The organism is Clostridium rhizosphaerae (assembly GCF_016765585.1).
In the GTDB taxonomy this organism is placed as follows: Bacteria; Bacillota; Clostridia; order Clostridiales; family Clostridiaceae; genus Clostridium_AT; species Clostridium_AT rhizosphaerae.
In genome coordinates this window covers 100,702-124,586 of the sequence record NZ_JAESWC010000002.1, presented here as the reverse complement: position 1 = coordinate 124,586, position 23,885 = coordinate 100,702, and the positions used below count along the sequence as shown (strand labels likewise).

Annotated in this window: 22 protein-coding genes and 1 pseudogene; 4 read left to right on the top strand and 19 right to left on the bottom strand. The window is 31.0% G+C overall.

All coding sequences use genetic code 11. The features are described from left to right. Window positions 1–6: 6 nt before the first annotated feature. Window positions 7–375, bottom strand: coding sequence for a hypothetical protein (locus tag JK636_RS03745; RefSeq protein WP_202747510.1), 369 nt, complete (start codon window positions 373–375; stop codon window positions 7–9). A gap of 140 nt (window positions 376–515) precedes the next feature. Here JK636_RS03745 and lexA point away from each other — a divergent pair, with 140 nt between their 5' ends. Continuing rightward, window positions 516–1,124 carry a transcriptional repressor LexA gene (gene lexA, locus JK636_RS03740; RefSeq protein ID WP_202747509.1) on the top strand — a complete coding sequence of 203 codons (609 nt, stop codon included), beginning with the start codon at window positions 516–518 and terminating at the stop codon, window positions 1,122–1,124. A 29-nt stretch (window positions 1,125–1,153) separates the two neighbouring features. Here the strand turns inward: lexA and JK636_RS03735 are convergent, their stop codons facing one another. From JK636_RS03735 to miaB, 6 genes are all read right to left on the bottom strand, one after another. Continuing rightward, window positions 1,154–2,437, bottom strand: coding sequence for a methionine gamma-lyase family protein (locus tag JK636_RS03735; protein WP_202747508.1), 1,284 nt, complete (start codon window positions 2,435–2,437; stop codon window positions 1,154–1,156). A 131-nt stretch (window positions 2,438–2,568) separates the two neighbouring features. Continuing rightward, window positions 2,569–2,817: an RNA chaperone Hfq gene (hfq, locus tag JK636_RS03730; protein ID WP_202747507.1), complete on the bottom strand. Its 249-nt coding sequence runs from the start codon at window positions 2,815–2,817 to the stop codon at window positions 2,569–2,571. Between the two features lie 70 nt (window positions 2,818–2,887). After that, window positions 2,888–3,826: a tRNA (adenosine(37)-N6)-dimethylallyltransferase MiaA gene (gene miaA, locus JK636_RS03725; RefSeq protein ID WP_202747506.1), complete on the bottom strand. Its 939-nt coding sequence runs from the start codon at window positions 3,824–3,826 to the stop codon at window positions 2,888–2,890. A 28-nt stretch (window positions 3,827–3,854) separates the two neighbouring features. Then, window positions 3,855–5,684 (bottom strand): DNA mismatch repair endonuclease MutL, encoded by a 1,830-nt coding sequence (gene mutL, locus JK636_RS03720; RefSeq protein WP_202748719.1) that lies wholly within the window; start codon window positions 5,682–5,684, stop codon window positions 3,855–3,857. A 17-nt stretch (window positions 5,685–5,701) separates the two neighbouring features. Continuing rightward, window positions 5,702–8,308 carry a DNA mismatch repair protein MutS gene (gene mutS / locus JK636_RS03715; RefSeq protein WP_202747505.1) on the bottom strand — a complete coding sequence of 869 codons (2,607 nt, stop codon included), beginning with the start codon at window positions 8,306–8,308 and terminating at the stop codon, window positions 5,702–5,704. Window positions 8,309–8,385: 77 nt separating this feature from the next. Then, window positions 8,386–9,717 (bottom strand): tRNA (N6-isopentenyl adenosine(37)-C2)-methylthiotransferase MiaB, encoded by a 1,332-nt coding sequence (gene miaB, locus JK636_RS03710; RefSeq protein WP_202747504.1) that lies wholly within the window; start codon window positions 9,715–9,717, stop codon window positions 8,386–8,388. Window positions 9,718–10,033: 316 nt separating this feature from the next. Here miaB and JK636_RS03705 point away from each other — a divergent pair, with 316 nt between their 5' ends. Further along, window positions 10,034–11,218 carry an aminotransferase-like domain-containing protein gene (locus JK636_RS03705; protein WP_202747503.1) on the top strand — a complete coding sequence of 395 codons (1,185 nt, stop codon included), beginning with the start codon at window positions 10,034–10,036 and terminating at the stop codon, window positions 11,216–11,218. Window positions 11,219–11,281: 63 nt separating this feature from the next. Further along, on the top strand, window positions 11,282–12,478 hold the full coding sequence (locus tag JK636_RS03700) for a pyridoxal phosphate-dependent aminotransferase (RefSeq protein WP_202747502.1): 1,197 nt from the start codon (window positions 11,282–11,284) through the stop codon (window positions 12,476–12,478). A gap of 31 nt (window positions 12,479–12,509) precedes the next feature. Here the strand turns inward: JK636_RS03700 and JK636_RS03695 are convergent, their stop codons facing one another. The 10 genes and pseudogenes from JK636_RS03695 to JK636_RS03650 all read right to left on the bottom strand — a co-directional run bounded on the left by JK636_RS03695 (window position 12,510) and on the right by JK636_RS03650 (window position 21,211). Continuing rightward, window positions 12,510–13,379 (bottom strand): GNAT family N-acetyltransferase, encoded by an 870-nt coding sequence (locus tag JK636_RS03695; RefSeq protein ID WP_202747501.1) that lies wholly within the window; start codon window positions 13,377–13,379, stop codon window positions 12,510–12,512. Between the two features lie 137 nt (window positions 13,380–13,516). Continuing rightward, window positions 13,517–14,608, bottom strand: a pseudogene (gene rpsA / locus JK636_RS03690) (30S ribosomal protein S1); the annotation flags it as partial. A gap of 44 nt (window positions 14,609–14,652) precedes the next feature. After that, a complete protein-coding gene (gene cmk / locus JK636_RS03685) occupies window positions 14,653–15,324 on the bottom strand; it encodes a (d)CMP kinase (protein ID WP_420839266.1) in 672 nt (223 codons plus the stop codon). Between the two features lie 77 nt (window positions 15,325–15,401). Beyond that, window positions 15,402–15,758 (bottom strand): chorismate mutase, encoded by a 357-nt coding sequence (aroH, locus tag JK636_RS03680; protein WP_202747498.1) that lies wholly within the window; start codon window positions 15,756–15,758, stop codon window positions 15,402–15,404. Then, complete coding sequence (locus JK636_RS03675) at window positions 15,755–16,981, bottom strand: BaiN/RdsA family NAD(P)/FAD-dependent oxidoreductase (protein WP_202747497.1); 1,227 nt, start codon at window positions 16,979–16,981, stop codon at window positions 15,755–15,757. Before JK636_RS03675 ends, aroH begins: the two co-directional genes overlap by 4 nt. 120 nt (window positions 16,982–17,101) lie before the next feature. Then, entirely contained in the window at window positions 17,102–18,469 is a 1,368-nt protein-coding gene (gene gdhA, locus JK636_RS03670; RefSeq protein WP_243428115.1) for an NADP-specific glutamate dehydrogenase, read from the bottom strand. 196 nt (window positions 18,470–18,665) lie between these two features. Then, window positions 18,666–19,544, bottom strand: coding sequence for an SIS domain-containing protein (locus JK636_RS03665; protein WP_202747496.1), 879 nt, complete (start codon window positions 19,542–19,544; stop codon window positions 18,666–18,668). A 132-nt stretch (window positions 19,545–19,676) separates the two neighbouring features. Next, window positions 19,677–20,222 carry a tRNA 5-(aminomethyl)-2-thiouridylate-methyltransferase MnmM gene (gene mnmM, locus JK636_RS03660; protein ID WP_202747495.1) on the bottom strand — a complete coding sequence of 182 codons (546 nt, stop codon included), beginning with the start codon at window positions 20,220–20,222 and terminating at the stop codon, window positions 19,677–19,679. 33 nt (window positions 20,223–20,255) lie between these two features. Then, window positions 20,256–20,966: a pseudouridine synthase gene (locus tag JK636_RS03655; protein ID WP_202747494.1), complete on the bottom strand. Its 711-nt coding sequence runs from the start codon at window positions 20,964–20,966 to the stop codon at window positions 20,256–20,258. A gap of 11 nt (window positions 20,967–20,977) precedes the next feature. Beyond that, window positions 20,978–21,211, bottom strand: a complete 234-nt coding sequence (locus JK636_RS03650; protein ID WP_202747493.1) for a TIGR04540 family protein — start codon at window positions 21,209–21,211, stop codon at window positions 20,978–20,980. Between the two features lie 308 nt (window positions 21,212–21,519). Here JK636_RS03650 and JK636_RS03645 point away from each other — a divergent pair, with 308 nt between their 5' ends. Then, complete coding sequence (locus tag JK636_RS03645; RefSeq protein WP_202747492.1) at window positions 21,520–22,146, top strand: flavodoxin family protein; 627 nt, start codon at window positions 21,520–21,522, stop codon at window positions 22,144–22,146. 54 nt (window positions 22,147–22,200) lie between these two features. On the opposite strand, the gene JK636_RS03640 is transcribed toward JK636_RS03645, so the two are convergent. Beyond that, window positions 22,201–22,995, bottom strand: a complete 795-nt coding sequence (locus JK636_RS03640) for a Cof-type HAD-IIB family hydrolase (RefSeq protein WP_202747491.1) — start codon at window positions 22,993–22,995, stop codon at window positions 22,201–22,203. Window positions 22,996–23,009: 14 nt separating this feature from the next. Continuing rightward, window positions 23,010–23,837, bottom strand: coding sequence for a tyrosine-type recombinase/integrase (locus JK636_RS03635; protein ID WP_202747490.1), 828 nt, complete (start codon window positions 23,835–23,837; stop codon window positions 23,010–23,012). Between the last annotated feature and the right edge of the window lie 48 nt (window positions 23,838–23,885).

Genomic DNA, 23,885 nt, shown 5'->3' with positions numbered 1-23,885 from the left:
TCTTTATTATTTTCTGCTTTGGTAAACTAAAAGGCCAGGATATTGTTCTACTAGCTGTCCTTTTAATTCCTCCCCTGATTCAACTAAATCCTTAAGTTCTGAAATGTCCTCTATATAGTCCCAAAACTCGTCATCCTCGCTTAATACTATATTAGCATCTTCATGTATCTTATTTAACTGCTCATTTTCGTTCAAATCCCTGTCAGTTTCAAAAACCTCATCAATCTTTATAGCCTTGATATCATACCCTTCCATTTCAAGGCACTTACCACAGTTATCGCATTTTTTTCTTGGATTTAAATCACATATATCACACTCATTGCAATCATTACAGTTCTTATTTTTATCAAAAATACAAAGCTCATTTTTACCCATTGTTATACAGCTCCTTAAAATAAGTATAATAAAGATTATATCAAAATACTTTTCTTAAATCAACTTAGAATTAGAACACTTGTTTGATATTTAATTATATATATGCTATAATCAAATTAAAGATTGAGAGGTGTTATTTCTTGTTAGAAAAGAAACGCGACAAACAAACAGAAATCTATGAATTTATGAAATCTTTTGTACTATTAAAAGGATATCCGCCTTCTGTTAGAGAAATATGTGAAGCTGTTGGCCTTAGATCTACTTCTACAGTTCATGGCCATTTGGAAAGATTAGAAAGAAAAGGACTTATTAGAAGAGACCCTACCAAACCAAGAGCCATTGAGCTAATTAAGGATAATGTAACAAAGAGAGAAATTATTGACATACCTGTAGTCGGTAAGGTTACTGCTGGTTTGCCTATTCTTGCAGTAGAAAATATTGAAGATACTTTTTCTATCCCTTTTAATTACATAAGAAGCAACAAAGAACTTTTTAGTCTTCGTATTTCTGGAGAAAGCATGATTGATGCTGGTATCATGGACGGCGATCTGGCTATTATAGAAAAAGACAGCACTGCTTCTAACGGTGATATTGTTGTTGCATTAATTGAAAATGAAGCAACATTAAAAAGATTTTTTAAAGAAAAAAATCATATCAGGCTTCAACCTGAAAATAAGACTATGTCACCTATTTTTGTAGCTGACTGTAAAATACTAGGAAAGCTAGTTGGTTTATATAGATCTTATTAAAACAAAAAAGAGAAGATATCTTCTCTTTTTTATTTTAATATTTTAGACAAAGAAATTAAAACTCCTATTTTTGCATGATCAAAGGTAAGACCACCTTGAAGATATGCAATGAATGGTTCTCTAATTGGTGCATCTGCAGAAAGCTCTATGGACGAACCTTGTATAAAAGCTCCTGCCGCCATAATTACCTGATCATTATACCCCGGCATATCCCATGGCTCACATTGAACAAAAGAATCTATCGGAGAGCCAGCTTGGATGCCCTTACAAAAGTTTATTAATTTTTCTTTATCATTAAACTTAACTGCCTGAATAATATCACTTCTTCTATCATTAAACTTTGGTAGAACTTCAAATCCTGCAAGTTCCATTATTCTCGAACAAAATACAGCACCTTTAACAGCTTCCATAGCAATATGGGGAGCTAAAAACAGTCCCTGATATAGAAGTCTCATTACCCCAAAGGTTGAACCGCACTCTCCCCCTATTCCAGGAACGGTAAGCCTGTAAGCTGCTTGTTCAACATATTTTTGCTTTCCAGCGATATATCCTCCTGTAGGCGCTATGCCACCACCAATATTCTTTATTAGCGATCCAGCAATTAAATCTGCTCCCACATCTGTTGGTTCATATTTATTGATAAGCTCTCCATAACAATTATCTACAAAGCATATAACATTAGGATTTATTCCTTTAATAAAACTTATTATTTCACCAATTTCTGATACAAGTAAAGACTTTCTCCATCCATAACCTGTAGAACGCTGAATATGTACCAATTTTATAGTCTTATCCTCTTCAAGATGTTTCTTAATTGCTTCAAAATCAATTTTTCCATCTTCAGTTAAATTTACTTGCTTGTAATTTACACCATACTCAGCTAAAGAACCAATATTCTTATTACCGCTTATTCCTATAATATTGTGAAGCGTATCATAAGGAGTTCCACATATTGACATCATAGTATCTTTAGGTCTTAAATTACCAAATAAAGCAGCACCTATAGCGTGAGTACCATTGACAAAATGTGGTCTAACTAGTGCGCTTTCACAGTTAAATACCTTAGCATATACCTTGTCTAAACTATCCCTTCCAATATCTCCATAGCCATAACCAGTAGAATTAGTAAAGTGCGAATCGCTAATTCTTTCCTGTTGAAAAGCATTTAAAATTTTAAGTTGGTTGTATTCTCTTATTTCATCATAGTACTTAAACTCTTCTTCAACATCTTTAAGTGCTTTTATGTATAATTTTATAACATCGTCATTTATTTTATATTGCTCTTTTAAAAGATTAATTGTATTATCAAGCATCGTAAAGCTACCTCCTATGTAAAACAAACATATATTTCAATGAAAAATATAATATTCTTTTCAAACACTAAATAATATAACACAAAAAAAAAAAATAGGCAATTAACAGCCTATCTTTTATGTAATACTAATTATACTAACTCATCTTCACCAGGTTGATTGCTAAATAATATTGGTTTTAAAGGAGTTATGGTTGATACTGCATGTTTATAAATAAGCATTTGTTTACCATCGCAATCTAGTACGACTGTAAAACTATCAAACCCCTTAACGTTTCCCCTTATTTGGAACCCATTAGTTAAATATATAGTTACAGGTATTTTACTCTTTCTTGCTCCATTTAAGAAGATATCTTGTAGATTATTAGCTGTTTTATTCATTCTATTCCCCTCCAAATAAAAATTTATTTTAAATATTTATTCTATAAATATTATAAAACTCCTCTAATTTTTATAAATTCTTCATACTATTTACTTTACACATTATATGTTCAACAATTTCTTCTTCACTTGCAAAATCATCTTTATTTATCCATACAGCTCTATTATCTTTTCTAAACCAGGTTAGCTGCCTTTTAGCATAGTTTCTGCTTCCCTTTTTTATCATTTCAATGCTTTCCTCGAGTGTAAGCTTTCCCTCAAGGTAAAACAATATTTCTTTATATCCTATCCCTTTCATAGACTGCATATTAGAATTATATCCCATTTTCTTTAGTTTAATAACTTCTTCTATAAGACCTTCCTCAAGCATCATATCAACTCTTTGATTTATTCTTTCATATAATTGAGCCCTATCCATCGTTAGAACAAAATAATATACATTATAAGGTATATTGTATATATCTTCTTCTTTAATAAACTCACTTATAGGCTTTCCAGTACACTTATAAACCTCAAGAGCTCTCATAACTCTTTTAGAATCATTAGGGAACAAACGATTATAGGCTTCTATATCTATATCCTTGAGCAAAGAATGTAAATGCTCCTTACCCTTTTCCTGTAATATTATTTCAAGTTGTTTTCTATATTCCTCATCCTTTGCAGCATCTGTAAAACCGTAATTATATATTATTGAATTTATATATAACCCAGTGCCTCCTACAAGCATTGGAAGTTTATTTCTATCTATAATATCTTCTATAGCTTCCTCGGCATGTAATTTAAACTGAGCCACACTGAAATCTTCATTAGGTTCTACCACATCAATTAGATGATGCCGTACTCCATTCATCTCATCCTCTTTTATTTTAGCAGATCCAATATCCATATGCTTATAAATCTGCATAGAGTCAGCAGATATTATTTCACCATTAACTTTCTTTGCCAGTTCAATGGATATAGATGTTTTACCAATTCCAGTTGGCCCAGCTATTATAAGTAAATCCTTCATATTAACTCCCTTCCCCTTAGAAGATCTATTACTGTATTCTTTTGAATCTTTTTTCCAATTCATTTAAAGTTATTTTGATAATAGTAGGTCTTCCATGAGGACAAGTAAATGGATTATCAATGAACCTAAGTTCATTGATTAATGAATTCATTTCAAGCATGGATAATCTATTATTAGCCTTTACAGCAGACTTACAAGCCGCTGTGGCTATCCTGTCATACTTTACTTCAACAGTTTCTCCAGACCCCATAGATTTAAGATTATCAATTATATTTAGAAATAAATTTTTTACTTCTATGTTGCCCAAGATAATAGGTACTTCTCTTATACTTATAGTATTCTCTCCAAAAATTTCAATGTTAAATCCCGTTCTCATAAATATTTCTTTATTCTCCGAATATATCATAAAATCCTCACTACTCATTTCTAATACTACTGGTAAAGAAAGTAGTTGAGCTACAACTTGACTTTCCTTTACTTTTTTAATGAATTTCTCAAACATAATTTTTTCATGAGCTGCGTGTTGATCTATAATATATAATTCCTGACCTGACTGAGCAAGTATATAAGTATCATTGAATTGTCCAATAACTGACAGCTCTGCAAATTTAGCTTCCTTCATAGACAATTCCTCCTGTTCCTTTATCACAGGTAAATTGTTCTCGGAAAGGATATTATAATGCTTATTATTTAAAGGCATATCTCCATATATATTCGAATTATAAGTAGTCGCAGTTTCTTCTATATTTTCGTATTTATAAGAATTACTTTTTAAATCTATAGGCACTTGAACTATAGTTTTTTCTCTTGCTTCCTTGCCAAAATCAAAGCTTTCAAAATCATTGTTTTGGATATCGAATGAATCTTTAAGACTTTTTCTTAAAGTTTCATGCACCGTATCAAAAACTAGCTTAAATATAAATCTTTCATCTTTAAACTTTATTTCTGATTTTGTAGGATGCACATTTATATCAATTAACTCCGGGAAAATTTCTAGAAAAATTATAAAAAATGGGTATTTATTGATAGTTAAAAACGATTTAAAAGCACTTTCAACAGCTGTAGTAATTAATCTGTTTTTAACATATCTTTTATTAACAAATAAACTTTGATTATTCCTGCTGCCTCTGCTGATTTCAGAATTACCTATGTATCCGTATACTGAAGCAATGTCCGTATGTCTTTCTATTTCTGTGATATTATCGCTTATATTTTTACCATAAATAGCTCTTATAGTATCACTTACATTATTGCTAGGAGCAGTAAATAATACCTTATTATTGTTGCTAAGGGCTTTAAAAGACACTTTAGAATTTACCAAAGCTAATCTTTGTATAATATCATTAATAAGAGCTGCTTCTCTTTGTGACGATTTCATAAACTTTAATCTAGCCGGGACATTATAAAACAAATCATTTACCTCAATAGTAGTACCTATATTGCTGCCAGTATCTTTAAAATAGTTTATTCTTCCACCAGAAATTGAAATTTCCTTACCATACTCAAATTCAGAAGTTCTGCTTTTTAATATTACATTTGATACTGCAGCCACACTTGCTAGTGCCTCTCCCCTGAAACCGAATGTATTAATTTTATAAATATCGTCTATTTCGTTTATCTTGCTAGTTGCATGAGGCAGAAAAGCTTTTTCTATATCTTCGGGATGGATTCCTTCTCCATCATCTATAATTCTTATAGATTTTTGTCCACCCTCTTGAATTTCTACCGTTATATTTTTACTATTTGCATCAAGACTGTTTTCAATTAATTCTTTTACTACAGAAAATGGTCTTTCAACAACCTCTCCAGCCGCTATTTTATTAGAAGTATTAACATCTAATACATTAATTCTCTTCAAATTATCACCTTCACGTTTCATAGAGATTTAACCTTTTTAATTAAATCATATAACTTATTAAACCCTTCCATAGGTGTTAAGTTTAGAATATCTATTTTCTTAATTTCTTCAATTATACTATCTTTCTCAATATCAGAAAAGCTTATCTGAAGCATGTTATTTTTTGCACTTGCATCGACTGCTGTTTCCTTAATTGATAAATCTTCATTTTTCGAAATATCCTGTTCTAAAGATTTTAAGATTTCTTTTGCTCTTGCAATAACGCTTTCAGGCAGCCCTGCAAGCTTTGCAACTTCAACACCATAAGATTGATCTGCTCCGCCTCTTATTATTTTCCTTAAAAAAATTATATCTTTTCCCATTTCCTTTACTGCTACAGAATAATTTTTAACACCCTTTATTTTACCTTCAAGCTTTGTAAGTTCATGGTAATGAGTTGCAAACATAGTTTTACATCTTATATCCTTATTATCACAAATATACTCAATAACAGCCCAAGCTATGCTTAGTCCATCATAGGTACTGGTCCCCCTCCCAACTTCATCCAAAAGAACAAGACTTCTATTAGTGGCATTTTGAAGTATATTAGATACCTCCCACATTTCCACCATAAAAGTGCTCTTGCCTGAATTCAAATCATCAGAAGCGCCTATCCTCGTAAATATCCTATCGCATATTGAAATAGAAGCACTTGAAGCTGGTACAAAGCTCCCCATTTGGGCCATTAAGGTTATAAGTGCCACCTGTCTCATATAAGTTGACTTTCCAGCCATATTAGGCCCAGTAATAATAAGCAGCATATCTTCTTTATTATTTATAAAAGTATTATTTGCTACAAAAGTCCCAGAAGGTATTACCTTCTCTATAACAGGGTGTTTTCCGTCCTTAATAGAAATAGCACCATCATTTGTAATATTTGGCTTGCAGTAATTACTTTCCACTGCTAAAGTTGCCAAAGACATTAAGCAATCTAGTTCAGCAATGAACTTTGCAGTTTTTTTCATCCTATCAATATGTTTTTCAACTTCATCTCTCACTTCTACAAAAAGTTCATATTCAATGGTGATAAGTTTTTCTTCTGCGCCTAATATTTTATCTTCCACTTCTTTCAATTCCTGAGTAATATATCTTTCAGCATTAGATAATGTCTGTTTTCTTATATACCTTCCCTCTGGTATTAAATGTTTATTAGCATTTGTTATTTCTATATAGTATCCAAATACTTTGTTATAGCTTACCTTTAATGATTTTATACCAGTAACTTCTTTTTCCTGCTGCTCTAATGAAGCTATCCACTCTTTTCCATGAGCTTTAGCTGCTCTAAGATCGTCAACTTCGTCACTATATAACTCTTTAATTATGCTTCCATCTTTAACAGACAAAGCAGGATTATCAATGATAGCTTCATCCAAAAGCTTATAAATATCACTAAGCTCATCTATATCTTGAAAAATACTTTTTATCATAATAGAACTACATTGTTCTATTATTTCTTTAACCTTAGGAACCCTTCCTAAAGAATTTTTTAAGGCTGTCAGTTCTTTAGCATTAACACTCTTAGACGCTACTTTTCCAATAATTCTTTCGATATCATAAATTTCAGATAAAGCATCCTTTAGATCACTATGTAAGGTTATATTATGAACTAATTCATCAATAGCATCAAGTCTTAATTCTATTTTTTTCTTATTTATAAGAGGTTGCTCTATCCATCTTCTCAACTCTCTGGCCCCCATGGAAGTGCAGGTTTTATCCATTATGCCCAGTAAAGAACCTTTCTTAGTCTTATCTCTCTGTGATTCTGTAAGTTCTAAATTTCTTCTTGTATTGATATCAATATTTAAGAATTCTTCCACGCTGTAATACTGAATAGTATTTATATTACATAAGCTGTGTTTTTGAGTTTCAAAAATATAATTAAGCATCCCATTTGCTGCATTTATTGTACAGGAGTGAAATAATTCCTCATTAAAATCAGTAAATTGTTCTTTTAAATTATGCAGAGACCCTTCAATAAAAAAGTCCTTATTTCTTTTAGAAATTAAAATATTATATCTTTCATTTACAGCTTTCAGCAACTCTTCATCTGACTCATCTAAAATTATTATTTCAGTCGGCAAATACTTTGATATTTCGTCCATTATGATATTCTCATTATATTTTGTATTAGCGCAGTAAAAATCCCCTGTAGATATATCAGCAAAACAAATACCAGTATTTTTAGAATTATCTATATATAAGCTCATAATATAATTATTTTTTTTCTCATCTAAGAAAGATGAATCCGTATAAGTTCCAGGAGTAATAATCTTTATTATGTCTCGTTTTACAATGCCTTTTGCTACACTTGGATCCTCAAGCTGCTCACATATTGCAATTTTATACCCTTTCCCTACAAGTCTTCCAATATATGAATTTGCTGCATGATAAGGTATACCACACATTGGTGCTCTGTTTTCAAGTCCGCAGTCTCTTCCTGTTAGTACTAATTCAAGTTCTCTTGATGCAACTTCTGCATCTTCAAAGAACATCTCATAGAAATCACCAAGCCTGAAGAAAAGAATGCTGTCTTTACATTTTTCTTTTACTTGCAGATACTGCTGCATCATTGGAGTTAATGCCACTTTTATACCTCCTTTTGTTCATGTAGTGAATTTTAAAAAAGCTCTTTTTTAAAAGAGCTTTTTTAAAAGAGCTTTTTTTATAACTGTTCCCCGTTTAGTGAAAATGAAAACGCCTCTGTTATTTTAACTTTTGAAATATGTCCTATGGAGCTTTCATCACCTTTAAAGTTCACCAGTTTTCCAGTAGTAGTTCTTCCCATTAACTTATCAGTATTGTTTTTACTTGTACCTTCAACTAATACATCAACTATTCTTCCAGCATATCTTTTATTCTTTTTAGCACTTATTTCATTAATAGCTTCAACTAATCTGTTAAACCTTTCATGCTTTACTTTATCGTCAATCTGCTCGATCATATCATCAGCAGGCGTGCCTTTGCGTTTTGAATAAATAAAAGTAAATGCTGAATCATACTCTACTTCTTTTACCAAGCTTAAGGTTTCTTCAAAGTCTTCTTCTGTTTCTCCAGGGAAACCTACTATAATATCAGTAGTTATCGCTACATCTGGTATTGCTTCTTTAATTTTTTTCACAAGTTGTAAATACTGGTTCCTGTCATATTGTCTGTTCATTTTCTTTAATATATTTGAAGACCCTGATTGAACCGGAAGATGTATATGATCGCATACTTTGCTGCACTCAGCTATTGCATCTATTACTTCCTGAGATAAGTCCTTAGGATGAGAAGTCATAAATCTGATTCTTTCAAGACCTTCAATATTATTTATTCTTCTTAAAAGCCTTGCAAAGTTCATATTATCATCAAGACCTTTACCATAAGAATTTACATTCTGACCAAGCAAAGTAATTTCTTTATAGCCTTTAGAAACTAATTCTTTAATCTCTTTTTCAATATCTTCAGGCCCTCTGCTTCTTTCTCTGCCTCTAACATAAGGTACTATGCAGTAAGTACAGAAATTATTGCATCCATACATAATAGTTACAAATGCTTTTATGCTGCTTTCCCTATCTATTGGAATACCTTCAACGATACCTTCTTCCTTATTAATAATCTCAATTATGGACTTGCCTTCCTGTTTAACTCTATTTAAATACTCTGGAAACTTATATGCATTATGAGTTCCAAATATTATATCTACAAAAGGATATTTCTTTATAATATTTTCGGCCATACCTTCCTGCTGCATCATACATCCACATACAGCTATAATAAGCTCCGGTTTTTTTTGCTTCAAGCTTTTTAAAGCTCCTAGGTTTCCATAAACCTTAAGTTCAGCATTCTCTCTAACGCAACAGGTATTAAATATAATAATAGAGGCTTCTTCTTTAACCTCTGTCCTAACGTAACCTTGGGACTTTAGCATGCCTGAAAGTTTTTCTGAGTCCTCTTCGTTCATTTGACAACCCCAAGTCTCTATAAGATATTTCTTGTTTTGTTCATTATTCATTACAACTCTCCTTTAACTACTGTATAAAATTATAGAAAATACAACTATATTTACTTTACATAATTTAATTAATCAAATAATATTATATATAATTTACACCAAATTTTAAAGGGTTTATCTTATTTATTATTATACTCTTCAATATTTAAATTTTATAAAGTATTATTTTAATAATAGTTAAAAAAATATCAATTGTCCGGTAAATGAAATTTGTATAACATTTTATTTTAATATTGAAATAATTGCTTCATTTTTGTTATAATGATTATAAGGGGACAAAAATATAATTTACAATATAAAATATGGGGGTGTTCTTATGAACATACGTTATTCTGAAAGAACTTCAAAAATTAAAGCTTCTGAAATTAGAGAATTGTTGAAATTAACAGAGATGCCTGATATTATTTCATTTGCAGGAGGCCTACCCGCTCCAGAGTTATTTCCAATAGATAAAATGGAAATAATTTCTTCAAAAGTTTTAAGAGAAGATGGGAAAGCTGCACTACAATATAGCACGACCGAAGGTTATGTACCTCTTAGAGATATTATTGCTAAGCAGAGAATGAGCGTTGCAGGTGTTAAAGCATCAGTAGATAACATTATGATTACCAGCGGCTCTCAGCAAGGTTTGGAATTTTCAGCAAAAATTTTTGTTGATAAGGGAGATATTATAATTTGCGAAAGCCCAAGTTATCTAGGTGCGTTAAATGCCTTTAAAGCTTATCAGCCAACATTTATTGAAATACCGATGGATGATGATGGAATGGATGTTGATGAGCTTGAAGCAGCTCTTGTTAAATATCCAGATGCAAAAATGATATATACTATTCCAGATTTTCAAAATCCAAGCGGAAAAACCATGTCAGTAGAAAGAAGAAAGAAAGTCGCTAAGCTAGCTAAGCAATACAGTATACCTGTTTTAGAAGACAGTCCTTACAGTGAATTGGCTTTTGAAGGAAACGTTAATCCTTCTATTAAGAGCTTTGATGAAGAAGGCTATGTTATATATCTTGGAACTTTCTCTAAAACCTTCTGCCCTGGTTTAAGAATAGGCTGGGTATGTGCGGATCCTGAAATACTTCAAAAATATATAATTGTAAAGCAAGGCGCGGATCTACAATGCAGTACAATTTCACAAAGAGAAATAGCTTTATTTATGAAAGAATATGATTTAAATGAACATATAGACAATATAAAAGAAATTTATAAAAGAAGAAGAGATGTAATGCTGGACTCCATTGAAAAGTATTTTCCAAGAGAAGTAAAATATACACGTCCTAAAGGCGGATTATTTACATGGGTTCAAATAAATGAGAATCTGGATGCAGCAAAAATTTTAGAAGAAGCATTAAAATATAAGGTAGCATTTGTTCCAGGCGGCTCTTTCTTTCCAAATGGAGGAAACTTAAACCACTTTAGACTAAATTATTCCAATATGAATGAAGAATTGATAGTTGAAGGTATGAAAAGATTAGGTAATGTATTGCAAAAATGTTGTTAACCTTTTATTATATATAGTGTGCTTATAAGAATTACTTAATGTCCATAAACAAGGAGGATAAAAATGAATATTTCTAAAAGAATTTCAAACATGCAGTTTTCACCAATAAGAAAACTAACACCTTATGCAGAAAATGCTAAAAAAAGAGGAGTAAAGGTTTACCACTTAAATATAGGACAGCCTGACATAGTAACTCCTGATACATTTTTCGAAGCAGTTAACGGCTTTAATGAAACCGTTTTAAAGTATGCAAACTCTCAAGGTGTGGATGTTCTTGTTGAAAGTTTTATAAAGTATTATAAAGAATGGGATATAAATTTTGACACTGATGAAATTATGATAACCAACGGAGGAAGTGAAGCCATTCAATTCACATTAATGGCTATATGCGATGTTGGTGATGAGATAATAATTCCAGAACCATTTTACACTAACTATAATGGTTTTTCTGAAGCTGCAGGCGTAAATGTAGTTCCATTTATAACTAAAGCTGAAGATGGCTTCCATCTTCCAGCTAAAGAAGTAATTGTGAGCAAAATTACAGATAAAACAAGGGCTATATTAGTATCAAATCCTGGTAATCCTACTGGTGTTGTTTATACTTACGAAGAAATAAGAATGCTTGCAGACATTGCAAAAGAACATAATTTATATATTATAGCAGATGAGGTATACAGAGAGTTTGTTTACGATAATTTAAAATTTACTTCTGCACTTTATATGAATGATATTTTAGACAGAGTTATACTTATTGATAGTATATCAAAACGTTACAGTGCATGCGGTGCTAGAATAGGACTTGTAGCTTCAAAGAATAAAGAACTAATTAATCAAATATTAAAACTTTGCCAGTCAAGACTTTGCTGCCCTACTATAGAACAGCTGGCTGCTGCAAACTTAATTAATACACCAAAAAGCTATTTTGACGAAGTGAAAAACGAATATGAAAGCAGAAGAAATATAATGTTTGAAGGATTATCAAACATACCTGGAGTAATATGCAAAAAACCTACAGGTGCATTTTATATAATGGCTAAACTTCCAATTAATGATGCGGATGATTTTGCTAAGTGGATGCTTACAGATTTCAGCTTTGAAAATAAAACTGTAATGTTTGCACCAGCTGAAGGTTTCTATGCTTCAGAAGAACTTGGAAAAAATGAAATTAGATTATCCTACTGCTTAAATTGCGATGATTTAAAAGATTCTATGAAGATATTAGCTATAGCATTGGAAGAGTATATTAAATTAGGAAGATAATAATAAAAAACTCGGGATTACCCGAGTTTTTTTATCTTCTTAGCTCCCATTTACATGTTTCGCGCTGTATTTTAAAACCTAAGCTCCTATAAAGATTTAAAGCTGTTGAATTATTAGCAGATACTTTTAAATTAACTTTTTTAAAGCCATTAATAATTACTATTCTTATAAGAGACTCTACCAAAAATCTTCCGTAGCCCTTCCCTCTATAACCTTCTATAACTCCAATATTTACAATAGTGGGAATATCACCATCTATTATTATTTGTCCATATCCAATATATTCATTATCTTTCTTTATGAAAATCGATCCTTCATCATAATAGTATTTCTGTGATTCATCATAATAAATATCTTCAATACCAAGAGGAATTCTTGAATCGTTTTTGAACACCTCATTTTGAATATTACACCTAATCTGCTCATGTAACCCTTTCTTAAAAGGTTCTATATCCACACTATCCTTAACGCTTATATTGTTAAACATGCACGTATTAAGACACATTATATATGTACTCTCTCTTTTATAGAAACCAAGCTCCTCTAAAATAGAAAAATTAATGCTGTTCTTTTCACAATAATACGTATAAAAGGCTCGCGGCTTTAGCGATTCAATAAGTTCTCTGAATCCTTTTATCAAATTTTCTTGTTGTCCATTTATATACATTGAATTAATAACATAATGTCTATCATCATATTTTGAAAACCAAATATAGCCTGTTAGCTCATCTTTAGTATATAAAAGCTTTACAGACCTGCTCAAAAAAAATTGTTTAGTAAAGTTAATAGTATTATAATAATCAAAAAAATTTTCATTTAACTCATTAAATAATTTTCTTTTCTCATTTAGTATTGAAAACTTTTTCAATCTCTTTTTATTAAGAGTAACACAGCTATACATACAACAAACCTCATATGCTCTATAAAGTCTAATATATTAAATTATATTACAACTATAATTATATATTACTTTTACATAAATTTAAAACTTAGTTTTATTATAAAAAAATATCACCTATATTAGGTGATATTTGAGCATTATACTTCTTCAATTTCTCTTATGCTTAAACTTATTCTCTTCGTTTCTCTGTTAACTTCAAGAATTTTAGCCTTCACCATCTGATTAATTTCAAGCACTTCACTTGGATTAGCTATTCTTTTATTGCTTATTTGAGATATATGAACTAAACCGTCTACTCCAGGCTCTAATTCAACAAAAGCTCCAAATGCAGCAAATCTAACTACTTTACCTAAAACTATATTTCCAACAGGATATTTTTCTTCTATTCCTGTCCAAGGATTTTCAGTTAATGCTTTAATACTTAAAGAAAGCTTTTTGTTTTCTTTATCTAAACTTAATATAACAGCTTCAACCTTATGTCCAACCTTTAAAACATCACCTGGCTTATTTACTTTGCCCCAGGAAATTTCTGAAACGTGAAGAAGACCATCGACACCATTAACATCAACAAAAGCCCCAAAGTTTGTAAGCCTTTTTACTTCCCCTGTAACCTTATCTCCTTCTTTAAGAGTTTCCCATGCTAACTCTTCCTTCTTTTCCTTTTCTTTCTTTAATAGTTCGCGTCTTGAACCTACGATTCTTGTTCCTTTTCTATCCTGGCTGAATTCTATAATGTTTATTTCAACTTCTTTTCCTATATAATGCTCCATATTATTTACATGAAATAATTCAATATGAGAAGCTGGTATGAAAACCCTCACTCCTCTATAACTTGATATTAATCCCCCGTTTACAGCTTCCTTAATTACAGCAGTTATAGTCTCTTTATTTTCATAAATAGACTTAATTTGTTTTAAGGCTTCATCTCTTTCTATTTCAGTTCTTGAAAGCACAACATATCCATCTTCATTATTTCTATTTATTACTTTTACCTCTATTTCGTCTCCAACCTTTAATAAATCAGACAGTTGTGTATTACTATCTTTAACAACCTCTTCTTTAGGAAGATACCCATCAGATTTATAACCTATATTTATGTACGCTTCTTTTTCATTTAATGAGATAACTGTACCCTTAATTATTTTTCCAACAGATACTGAAGAAAGATTCTCATTCATAAATGCTAATTGTTCATTAAACTCTTCAGATTTAATTTCATTCATTTTGATATTTCCTCCTTTATAATCAATAAGTATAAAAGCTCATAAAAAGCTTAAATCTTAACTTTACATTCCAGATATTCTTTTACGAAAATGCTCATTTTTTCTATAACTTCATCAATTGTTAATTCAGAAGAATCTATTTCTATAGCGTCTTCTGCCTTAGTTAAAGGATTTACTTCTCTATGTGAATCTATATAGTCTCTTCTAATAATATCATTTAAGAGTTCTTCATAATTTACATCAATACCTTTATCTGAAAGTTCCTCATATCTTCGCTTTGCTCGTGTTTTAGGGCTCGCAGTTAAGTAAAACTTAATAGGTGCATCCTTTAATACAACAGTTCCAATATCTCTGCCATCCATAACAACATTATACTTATATGACATCCTTCTCTGCATTGAAACTAGTTTTTCTCTTACTTCTGAAACTGCTGCATAATTTGAAACATTATTGCTTATTACAGGCATACATATTTGTTCATTAATATTCTCGTTATTAAGAAATAAATCGTCATGCTCAAAATGCATTTCCATAGTATCTATAAGTTTTAAGAGCTCTTTTATATTGTCATAGGAAATATTTTTCTCCATAGCCTTTAAAGTTACAGCTCTATACATAGCACCTGTGTTTATATACATAAGATTAAATTTGTTTGCTAAAATTTTAGCTATTGTGCTCTTTCCTGCTCCAGCAGGACCATCAATGGCAATAGATAACTTCAATTCCATTCCGCCCTTCTATGTTATTGTAACCTTAATTTATATTCTATACAAATAATAAAATTCCTCTAATTTAAGACTTAATTAGTTAAATCTTTTCTTAATCCTTTTGCTTTATTGAGATATATAAATTTAACCTCTTTATCATTAAAACCTTCACATAATACGGAAACCCTTATACATAGTTCAAGTGAATTTTCTACTTTCATTTCGTTAAAATGCATAATTGCTTTATTCTTAATATCAAAATGCTCTCTTAGAAATTTTCCTGGATAATCTTTCGTTATATCATCTGTGCAGGAAAATATAATCATAACTATATCATCAATTTTTATATTGTTAGTTTCGATTATTCTCTCAAAAAGCTCTATCGTACATTCTTTTATATTCTCTTTACTGTCGCTTTCCACTGTTGTTGCTCCTCTTATTGCTATCATATATCTTCACCAGCCTTTACCCCTGCCAAATAGCCTGTGGATAACGCTATTTGAATATTATAGCCTCCGGTAAAAGCATCAACATCAATTACTTCACCTGCAAAGGCAAGGTTATTAATAATTTTGGACCGCATAGTTGAAGGGTCAATTTCCTTTGTATCAATCCCTCCTGCTGTAACTATAGCCTCTTCAACTGGTCTTAGAGCCTTTATGGTAAGTGTAAAATTACTTAATAAAGCTACAAGCTTCTTTCTTTCTTCCCTTGTAATTAAGTTAACCTTTTTATTCTCATCTATACCAGAAAGAGTAATAACTGTATTAATTAACTTTTGTGGAAGCAAATCATCTAATGAATTTTTAAAATCCTTATTAGAATATTTTGCAAAGTCATTTTGTATTCTTTTATCAAGTTCTTCAGTACTTAGAGCAGGCTTTAAATTGATAACTGCTTTAAGATCTTTTTTATCTTTAACAACTGAACTTGAACTTAATACTATAGGACCTGAAATTCCAAAGTGAGTGAAAATCATTTCTCCAAAGTCTTTGTACAAAGTTTTGTTCTTTTCCATGATTTTTAATTCTACATTTTTTAGAGAAAGCCCTTGAAGATCCTTAATCCACTCTTCCTCAACTACAATTGGTACTAGGGAAGGTCTTGGCTTAATTATTTTATGTCCTAATTCCTTTGCAAAATTCATACCCTCTCCCGTAGAGCCTGTTCTAGGATAAGAAAGGCCTCCTGTACAAATAATAAAGTAGTCTCCTTCTATTATACTATTGTCCCGAAGTTTTACAGACTGAACTTTATTATTATGGCTTATTAATTCTTTTACAGCAGCGTTAAACCTTACTTCCACACCTTTTCTTAAAATCTCACTTGAAAATGCATTTATAATATCCGATGACTTATCAGAGGCCGGAAAAACCCTCTCTCCTCTTTCCACCTTTAAGTTAACTCCCAACTTTTCAAAAAAATTTATTGTATCTTCATTAGTAAAACTATAAAGAGGACTATATAAAAAATATGGATTACCAGGTATGTAATTAAAAAACTCGCCAATATCCTTTGCATTAGTTATATTGCATCTTCCTTTGCCTGTTATAAAGAGCTTCTTGCCAAGCTTATCATTTTTTTCAAGAAGTATAACCTTATGCTTATCTGCTGCAGCAAGTGCAGCCATCATTCCAGCAGGACCTCCACCAATAACAACAACTTTAGCCATTAAATCACCACCATTTTTATTCACTATTATAATTTAATATATTATCTAATATTATTCAATGCTAAAATAAAATACAGCATAAAAAGAGAACCTAGCTAAGAGGTTCTCTTTTTATGCTGATTAATAATTTCCTTGTGAGTGCATAGCTTCTGCAACTTTTACGAAGCCTGCTATATTAGCTCCAGCAACTAAATTGTATCCATAGCCATAGTTTTCTGAAGCTTTCTTACAGTTATTGTATATATTAACCATAATTGTATGAAGCTTTTGATCAACTTCTTCAGCAGACCATGACATTCTCATGCTGTTTTGAGCCATTTCTAATGCTGATGTAGCAACACCGCCTGCATTTGCAGCCTTTGCTGGTCCTACAATTAATCCATTCTTTTGGAAGTATTCAACTGCTTCATTAGTACATGGCATATTAGCAGCTTCACAAACAAATTTAACTCCATTTGCTACTATTTGTTTAGCGTGTTCTAATTGAATATCATTTTGAACAGCACATGGCATAACTATGTCAACCTTTACATTCCATGGCTTTTGACCTGGGAAGAATTGAACGCCGTATTTATCAGCATAGTCTTTAATTCTTGCACCTTTGTTTTCATTAAGCATTTGAACCATGTAATCAATTTTTTCGCCACTAACTCCGTCTGGATCATAAATATATCCGTCTGGTCCTGAAAGTGTTACAACTTTACCGCCTAGTTGGCTAACTTTTATACATGCTCCCCAAGCAACATTACCAAATCCTGAAACAGCAACTGTTTTACCATTGAAGTCTAATCCTTCATGTCTAAGCATTTCCTGACAGAAATAAGTTACTCCAAAACCAGTAGCTTCTGGTCTTATTAAGCTTCCACCATAAGTTAATCCTTTTCCTGTAAGAACTCCATTTTCAAAGGATGCTTTAATTCTTCTATATTGTCCAAATAAGTAACCGATTTCTCTTCCTCCAACACCGATATCACCAGCTGGAACGTCTACATCTGGACCTATGTGTCTGTATAATTCAGTCATGAAACTTTGGCAGAATCTCATTATTTCTGCATCTGACTTTCCTCTTGGATCAAAATCTGAACCACCTTTTCCTCCTCCTATTGGAAGACCAGTTAGGGAGTTCTTTAATATTTGTTCAAAACCTAAGAATTTAACTATTCCTATATATACTGATGGATGGAATCTAAGTCCGCCTTTGTAAGGTCCTATAGCTCCATTAAATTGTACTCTGTATCCTCTGTTAACTTGAACATTTCCTTGATCATCAACCCATGGAACTCTAAACATTATTTGTCTTTCTGGTTCGCAGAATCTCTCAAGTAAATTTTCTTCAATATATTCTGGGTGTTTCTCAAGAACTGGAGCTAGAGAGTTCATAACTTCCTCTACAGCCTGAAGAAATTCTGGTTCATGAGCATTTCTTTTCTTAACGTTTTCAATAACCTGCTCAATATAGGTTTTAGGATCCATTTTTACATTTGACATAATATTTACCTCCTAAAATGAATGTTTAATTTCATTCATAATAATTATTGAATGTTAACTTGCTTACAGTATATATTATTCTATACAAAATGCAATATTCCTTCTTTTTTTTAAAAAAATTTTAATATTTTTTATAATTAAATTTTTAAATGAAAATGACTAAAAAAAAGGTTTATATAAAGATAAAGAGGATAATTTATCTATCCTCTTTATCTTTATATGAGTATACCTGATATTCTTCCCAAATACTTTCTAATTCATTAAAGGTATTTGAAATTTTTTGTTTTTCTCTGAGTCCAACAGCTATTATAAGAGCATTTATAACACTTAAAGGTGCAACTAGTGAATCAACAAAGGAAGCCATATTGCTTTGCGCTATAAGAGTATAATCAGCTTTAGCTGCAAGCGGAGATAATAAACTATCTGTTATCGCAACAACTTTTGTCCCTCGGCTTTGTGCAAAACTTAGAGATTCAATAGTTCTAGCTGCATATCTTGGAAATCCTATACCAATAACCAAATCTTCATCTGATATATTTATCATTTGTTCAAATATATCACTTATTCCATACCCAACTATTTTTACATTATCTAATATAAGATTAAGGTAAAAACCTAAAAATTCAGCTAACGCTGTGGAGCTTCTTAAACCGATTATGTATATTTTTTTAGCGGTAAATATACTGTTTACAACGTCTTCAAAATTCTTATGATTAATTTTTTCAAGAGTTGCTCTAATATTCTCCATATCTGACTTTAAAACGCCTTTTAAAGCTGATTCTTCACTTACATAATCATTGGAAAGTTCAATCCTTTGAACTGTGGTAAGACGGTTTTTGATAAGCTCTTGAAGAGCCTTTTGCAATTTAGGATAGCCGCTGAATCCAAGTTCATTTGCAAATCTTACAACTGTTGATTCACTTACTCCAACACTAGTACCTAATTTTGCAGCTGTCATGAAAGCAGCTTTATCATAATGTTTTAAAATATATTCTGCTATTAATTTTTGTCCTTTACTCAATCTAGGAAATTTCATCTGAATGGTTCTCATCAGATCCTGTTTATTTTCTTCCACTGAAGTTCAATCCTTTCTATTAAGTTTAATGAAAAAATGAATGATTTATTTCATTTTAACATTTATTGAAAAAATTATCAACAGAACTTTCAATTGTTCGTTACTTTTTACGATAAAAATATTGCAAAGTCACTATTTAATATTTTTTTCAATTATAATTAGCAATGGTGCATTATCTCGATTCGCAAAATAATGCACCATTACTCCAAATTCTTTTTTAGGAAGCTTGCTGACAAAGCTTAAAACAGCCTCTTTTTCTTTCATACCTTCTTCATGTCCAATATAAACAGCAATACTTATTATTCCTCCTGGGGCTAAGATATCTAGTCCTTCTTCTAAGCTTTTTATTGTTGTATATGCTGTGGTTGTCAATTCCTTATTTCCTCTTGGAAGAAACCCTAAGTTATACATTATACAATCTACTTTTTCACTTACATATGTTTTGAAATATTCATGTGAGTCATTAATCAAGACTACATTTTCTTTATTGCGTTTCTTATAATTATCAACTGCTTCATTTTGAATATCAAAAGAATAAACCTTATTAAACTTTTCGCTTAAAAAATCAGTGTCATAGCCATTTCCAAGCGTTGCATCAACAGCATACTGAAAATTACTTAAATATTTCGATATGATACTTTGAGCTAGTTGACTTATATCATAAACATATTTATACATATATATCGCCTTCTTAATACAAGTGGGTAAAGTTTATAAATTTTTCAAATAAGTTATTTCTTCTGCTTTTAAATATCTCCACTCACTAAGCTTTAAGCCTTCAAGCTTTATGTCCCCTACTGCAACTCTTTTAAGCTTCATAACAGGATGATTTATAGCATCGCACATCTTTCTTATCTGCCTGTTCTTGCCTTCGTGAATAATTATTTCTGCAGAGCATGTACTTCCTGATGATTTTAATAATCTAAATTTTGCTGGGGCTGTAATATAACCACCAATATCTACACCACTGCAGAATTTTTTAATATCATTTTTATCCGGAACACCTTTAAGTTCTGCTATATATATTTTATTTACAGATTTTCGAGGATGAATTACCTTATTATATACTTCTCCATCATTTGTAAGAAGTATCAAGCCTGAAGTATCATAATCAAGTCTTCCAATAGGATAAATTCTTTCCTCTACATTTATCAAGTCCACAATTGTTTTTCTTCCTTTTTCATCTTTAACAGAAGATATAACTCCTACTGGCTTGTTTAATGCAATATAAACTTTTTTCTCTTCTGGAGTTATTAGCTCATTATCTATAAAAACCTTATCTATAGCAGAATCAATTTTATATCCAAGCTCAGTAATAATTGTACCATTAACTTTTACTCGTCCTTCTAAAATTATCTCTTCACTTTTTCTTCTTGAAGCAACTCCGCAATAAGCTATATATTTTTGTAATCTTTCTACCACTATATCACCCTTTATTTATCTCTAAGCTTTTGTTCTACCTCATCAATGATAGTTTTTCTATCTTCACCTATAATACTTATAAGTCTTGCAGGCATAAATCCATTTTTATATATTGTATTTTTTTCTATAATTGCTGTTATTGACTTTTCAAATTTTTCTTTGTCAATTAACTCTTCCCTATAGGTATCTACCAAATCAATTAATTTTGTTGCTAATTCTTTTGGATTTTTATAAACTGCTTTCATATTTATATCTCCCTTACAAAAAATAAAACTTTTCATTTTATTATGATACATTTTTTATTAAATTATTGCAAACACATTTTAATATTGTAACACACATAGCTTTCTAATTACCAATATATATAATGCAAAAGTTCTACCACATTAATGATGTCCTAAAGTCCTTGAAGATTGGATATTTTATGACTGCATTAGTGTAAGAACTTTATTGCATTATATATAGGTTGTGAAATTCTACATTTTTCAGATAGATTATTGTATAATATACAGTGGAAGTTATAAATTATTTTAGATTGGGATGGGTGATAATAATGAAGGTATTACTTATTAACGGAAGTCCAAAAGCTAAAGGCTGTACTTATACCGCTTTATGTGAAGTGGAAAAAGAACTAATAAAAGAAGGTATTACAACAGAAATTCTGCATGTAGGAAGTAAACCTATCAGAGGATGCATGGCCTGTGGTGGATGTTTTAAAGATGATAATGGCAAATGTATATTTAATGACGATATAGTAAATATAGCTTTAGAAAAAGCAAAAGAAGCTGATGGTTTTATTTTTGGCTCACCAGTACACTATGCTGCCGCCTCAGGGCAGATAACCTCTTTCTTAGACAGATTTTTCTATGCAGGAAACTGCTTTCAATATAAGCCAGGAGCAGCAGTTGTTAGCTGCCGCCGCGGTGGCTCTACTGCTGCCTTTGATCAGTTAAACAAATACTTTACTATTTCAAATATGCCTGTAGTATCCTCTCAATATTGGAATATGGTTCATGGCAATACACCTGAAGAAGTAAAGCAGGATTTAGAAGGAATGCAGACAATGAGAACCTTAGGCAGGAATATGGCTTGGCTTTTAAAATGCATACAAGCCGGTAAAGAAGCGGGGATCACGCTTCCAGAAAAAGAAGAAAGAGCAGTTACTAATTTCATAAGATAACTAAAGAGTCAGCAAAAGCTGACTCTTTATATTTAGAACTACAAATATTTAATTTTATATTATCCGCAGTCTTTCAAGACCATTATAAATACCATGGGAAAAAACATCATTAGTAACGAAATAGGCAACTTTTTTTAACTTTTCGTTAGCATTTCCCATAGCAATTCCATATTTAACAGTCTGCAGCATCTCGATATCATTAATTCCATCTCCAAAAGCAATTGTATTATCTATGCTTATATTAAGGTTGTCCGCAAATTTTTTTATACCATCAGCCTTAGTACAGTCCTTAAAATAAACATCATAGGAACTAAGTCCTGGATGATTCATGAAATTAAATTTATCTTCTAACAGACTAGTACTTAATTTTTTTTGCCTGTCATTATTAAAAATTAATACCATTTTATTTGCTGATATCTCATTAGGATCATTAATATCCGTCAAGTGATTTGGATTAATTGAAAATACTTGGAGCAGATTTTTAATATTATTTGAATTAAAATCAGAAACGTAGGATAAATCCTGCCCTTCAAATATATAATCAATCCCTTCAGAGCTGCACATGGATATGACCTGACCTAATGTGCTTATGTCAATTTTTCTATTGTACAATGCTTTGCCATTCATCTCTATATAAGCTCCGTTTGAAGTTATATATGCGTCAAATTTCAGTTTTGTAATTTCTTTATCTAAAAAAGATTTAGGTCTTCCTGTAGCTAATACCGCTAAATGTCCATTTTTCTTTATTTTCGTAATTGCTTGTTCAGTAGAGTCTAAAACACGCTCCATACCGTTAGCGCAATCAATTAAAGTTCCATCTACGTCAAAAAATACTGCCTTTTGTCCCATCCATTATCTCCTTTTTATAGTTCGTTTATAGCTGTCATTAACTGTTCTTTTGTTTTTCTTGTATATATTCTTGTAGTATTTATATTGCTATGCCCTGCAAGATCGGCAACTACATCAATGCTAAGCCCCTTTTCAATAAGGCTTAAACAGTAGAGATGCCTGAAATTATGAGCGTGAGCTGAATCGATATTAACATTTGCCATGTTTGCATATTTTTTTATCATGTTATGAACAGTTTGTCTATTTATCGGACCTCTTTGTCCTGTAAACAGTTTATCGCTATTATTTGTTCTTTGAAGCTTATATTCTCCAAGTATATCTACAAGCTTTGGAGGCACAAAGATAGTTCTGTACTTGCTTCCTTTTCCTTTAATAGATAAATAATTTTTCCCTACATCCCCTACTCCAAGCTGAAGCAGTTCGCTTACCCTCATTCCAGTTAAGTATAAAGTTTGAAATATAGTCTCAGCTCTAATGTCCTTATTTTTCCTTGCGCAATTAATAAGCTTATCAAAATCTTCCTTAAAAAGCAAATCATCAAGATACTGTTGATGTTGAGTTTTTATTTGTTTTAACTTAAAAGTAAAACCAGCATTATACTCTTCATTAAGAAAATCCAGAAAATTTTTGATGCTTATAAATTTTCTATTAATAGAGGTGACATTAATTTCTTTTTCTTCAAGATGTCCAACGAAACTAAGTATATCATTTTTATCAATACTTAACACTGGCTTAACTATATACTCTAGAAATTGTCCAACATCACTTTTATAACTGCTAATAGTATTTAAGGATAAATCTCGCTTTTTTAAATAATCGCAAAAATAATTCAAGTAATCCATCTCTGTCTCCTATTTTTAAAAATCCACTTCAAAATCTATTATACCACA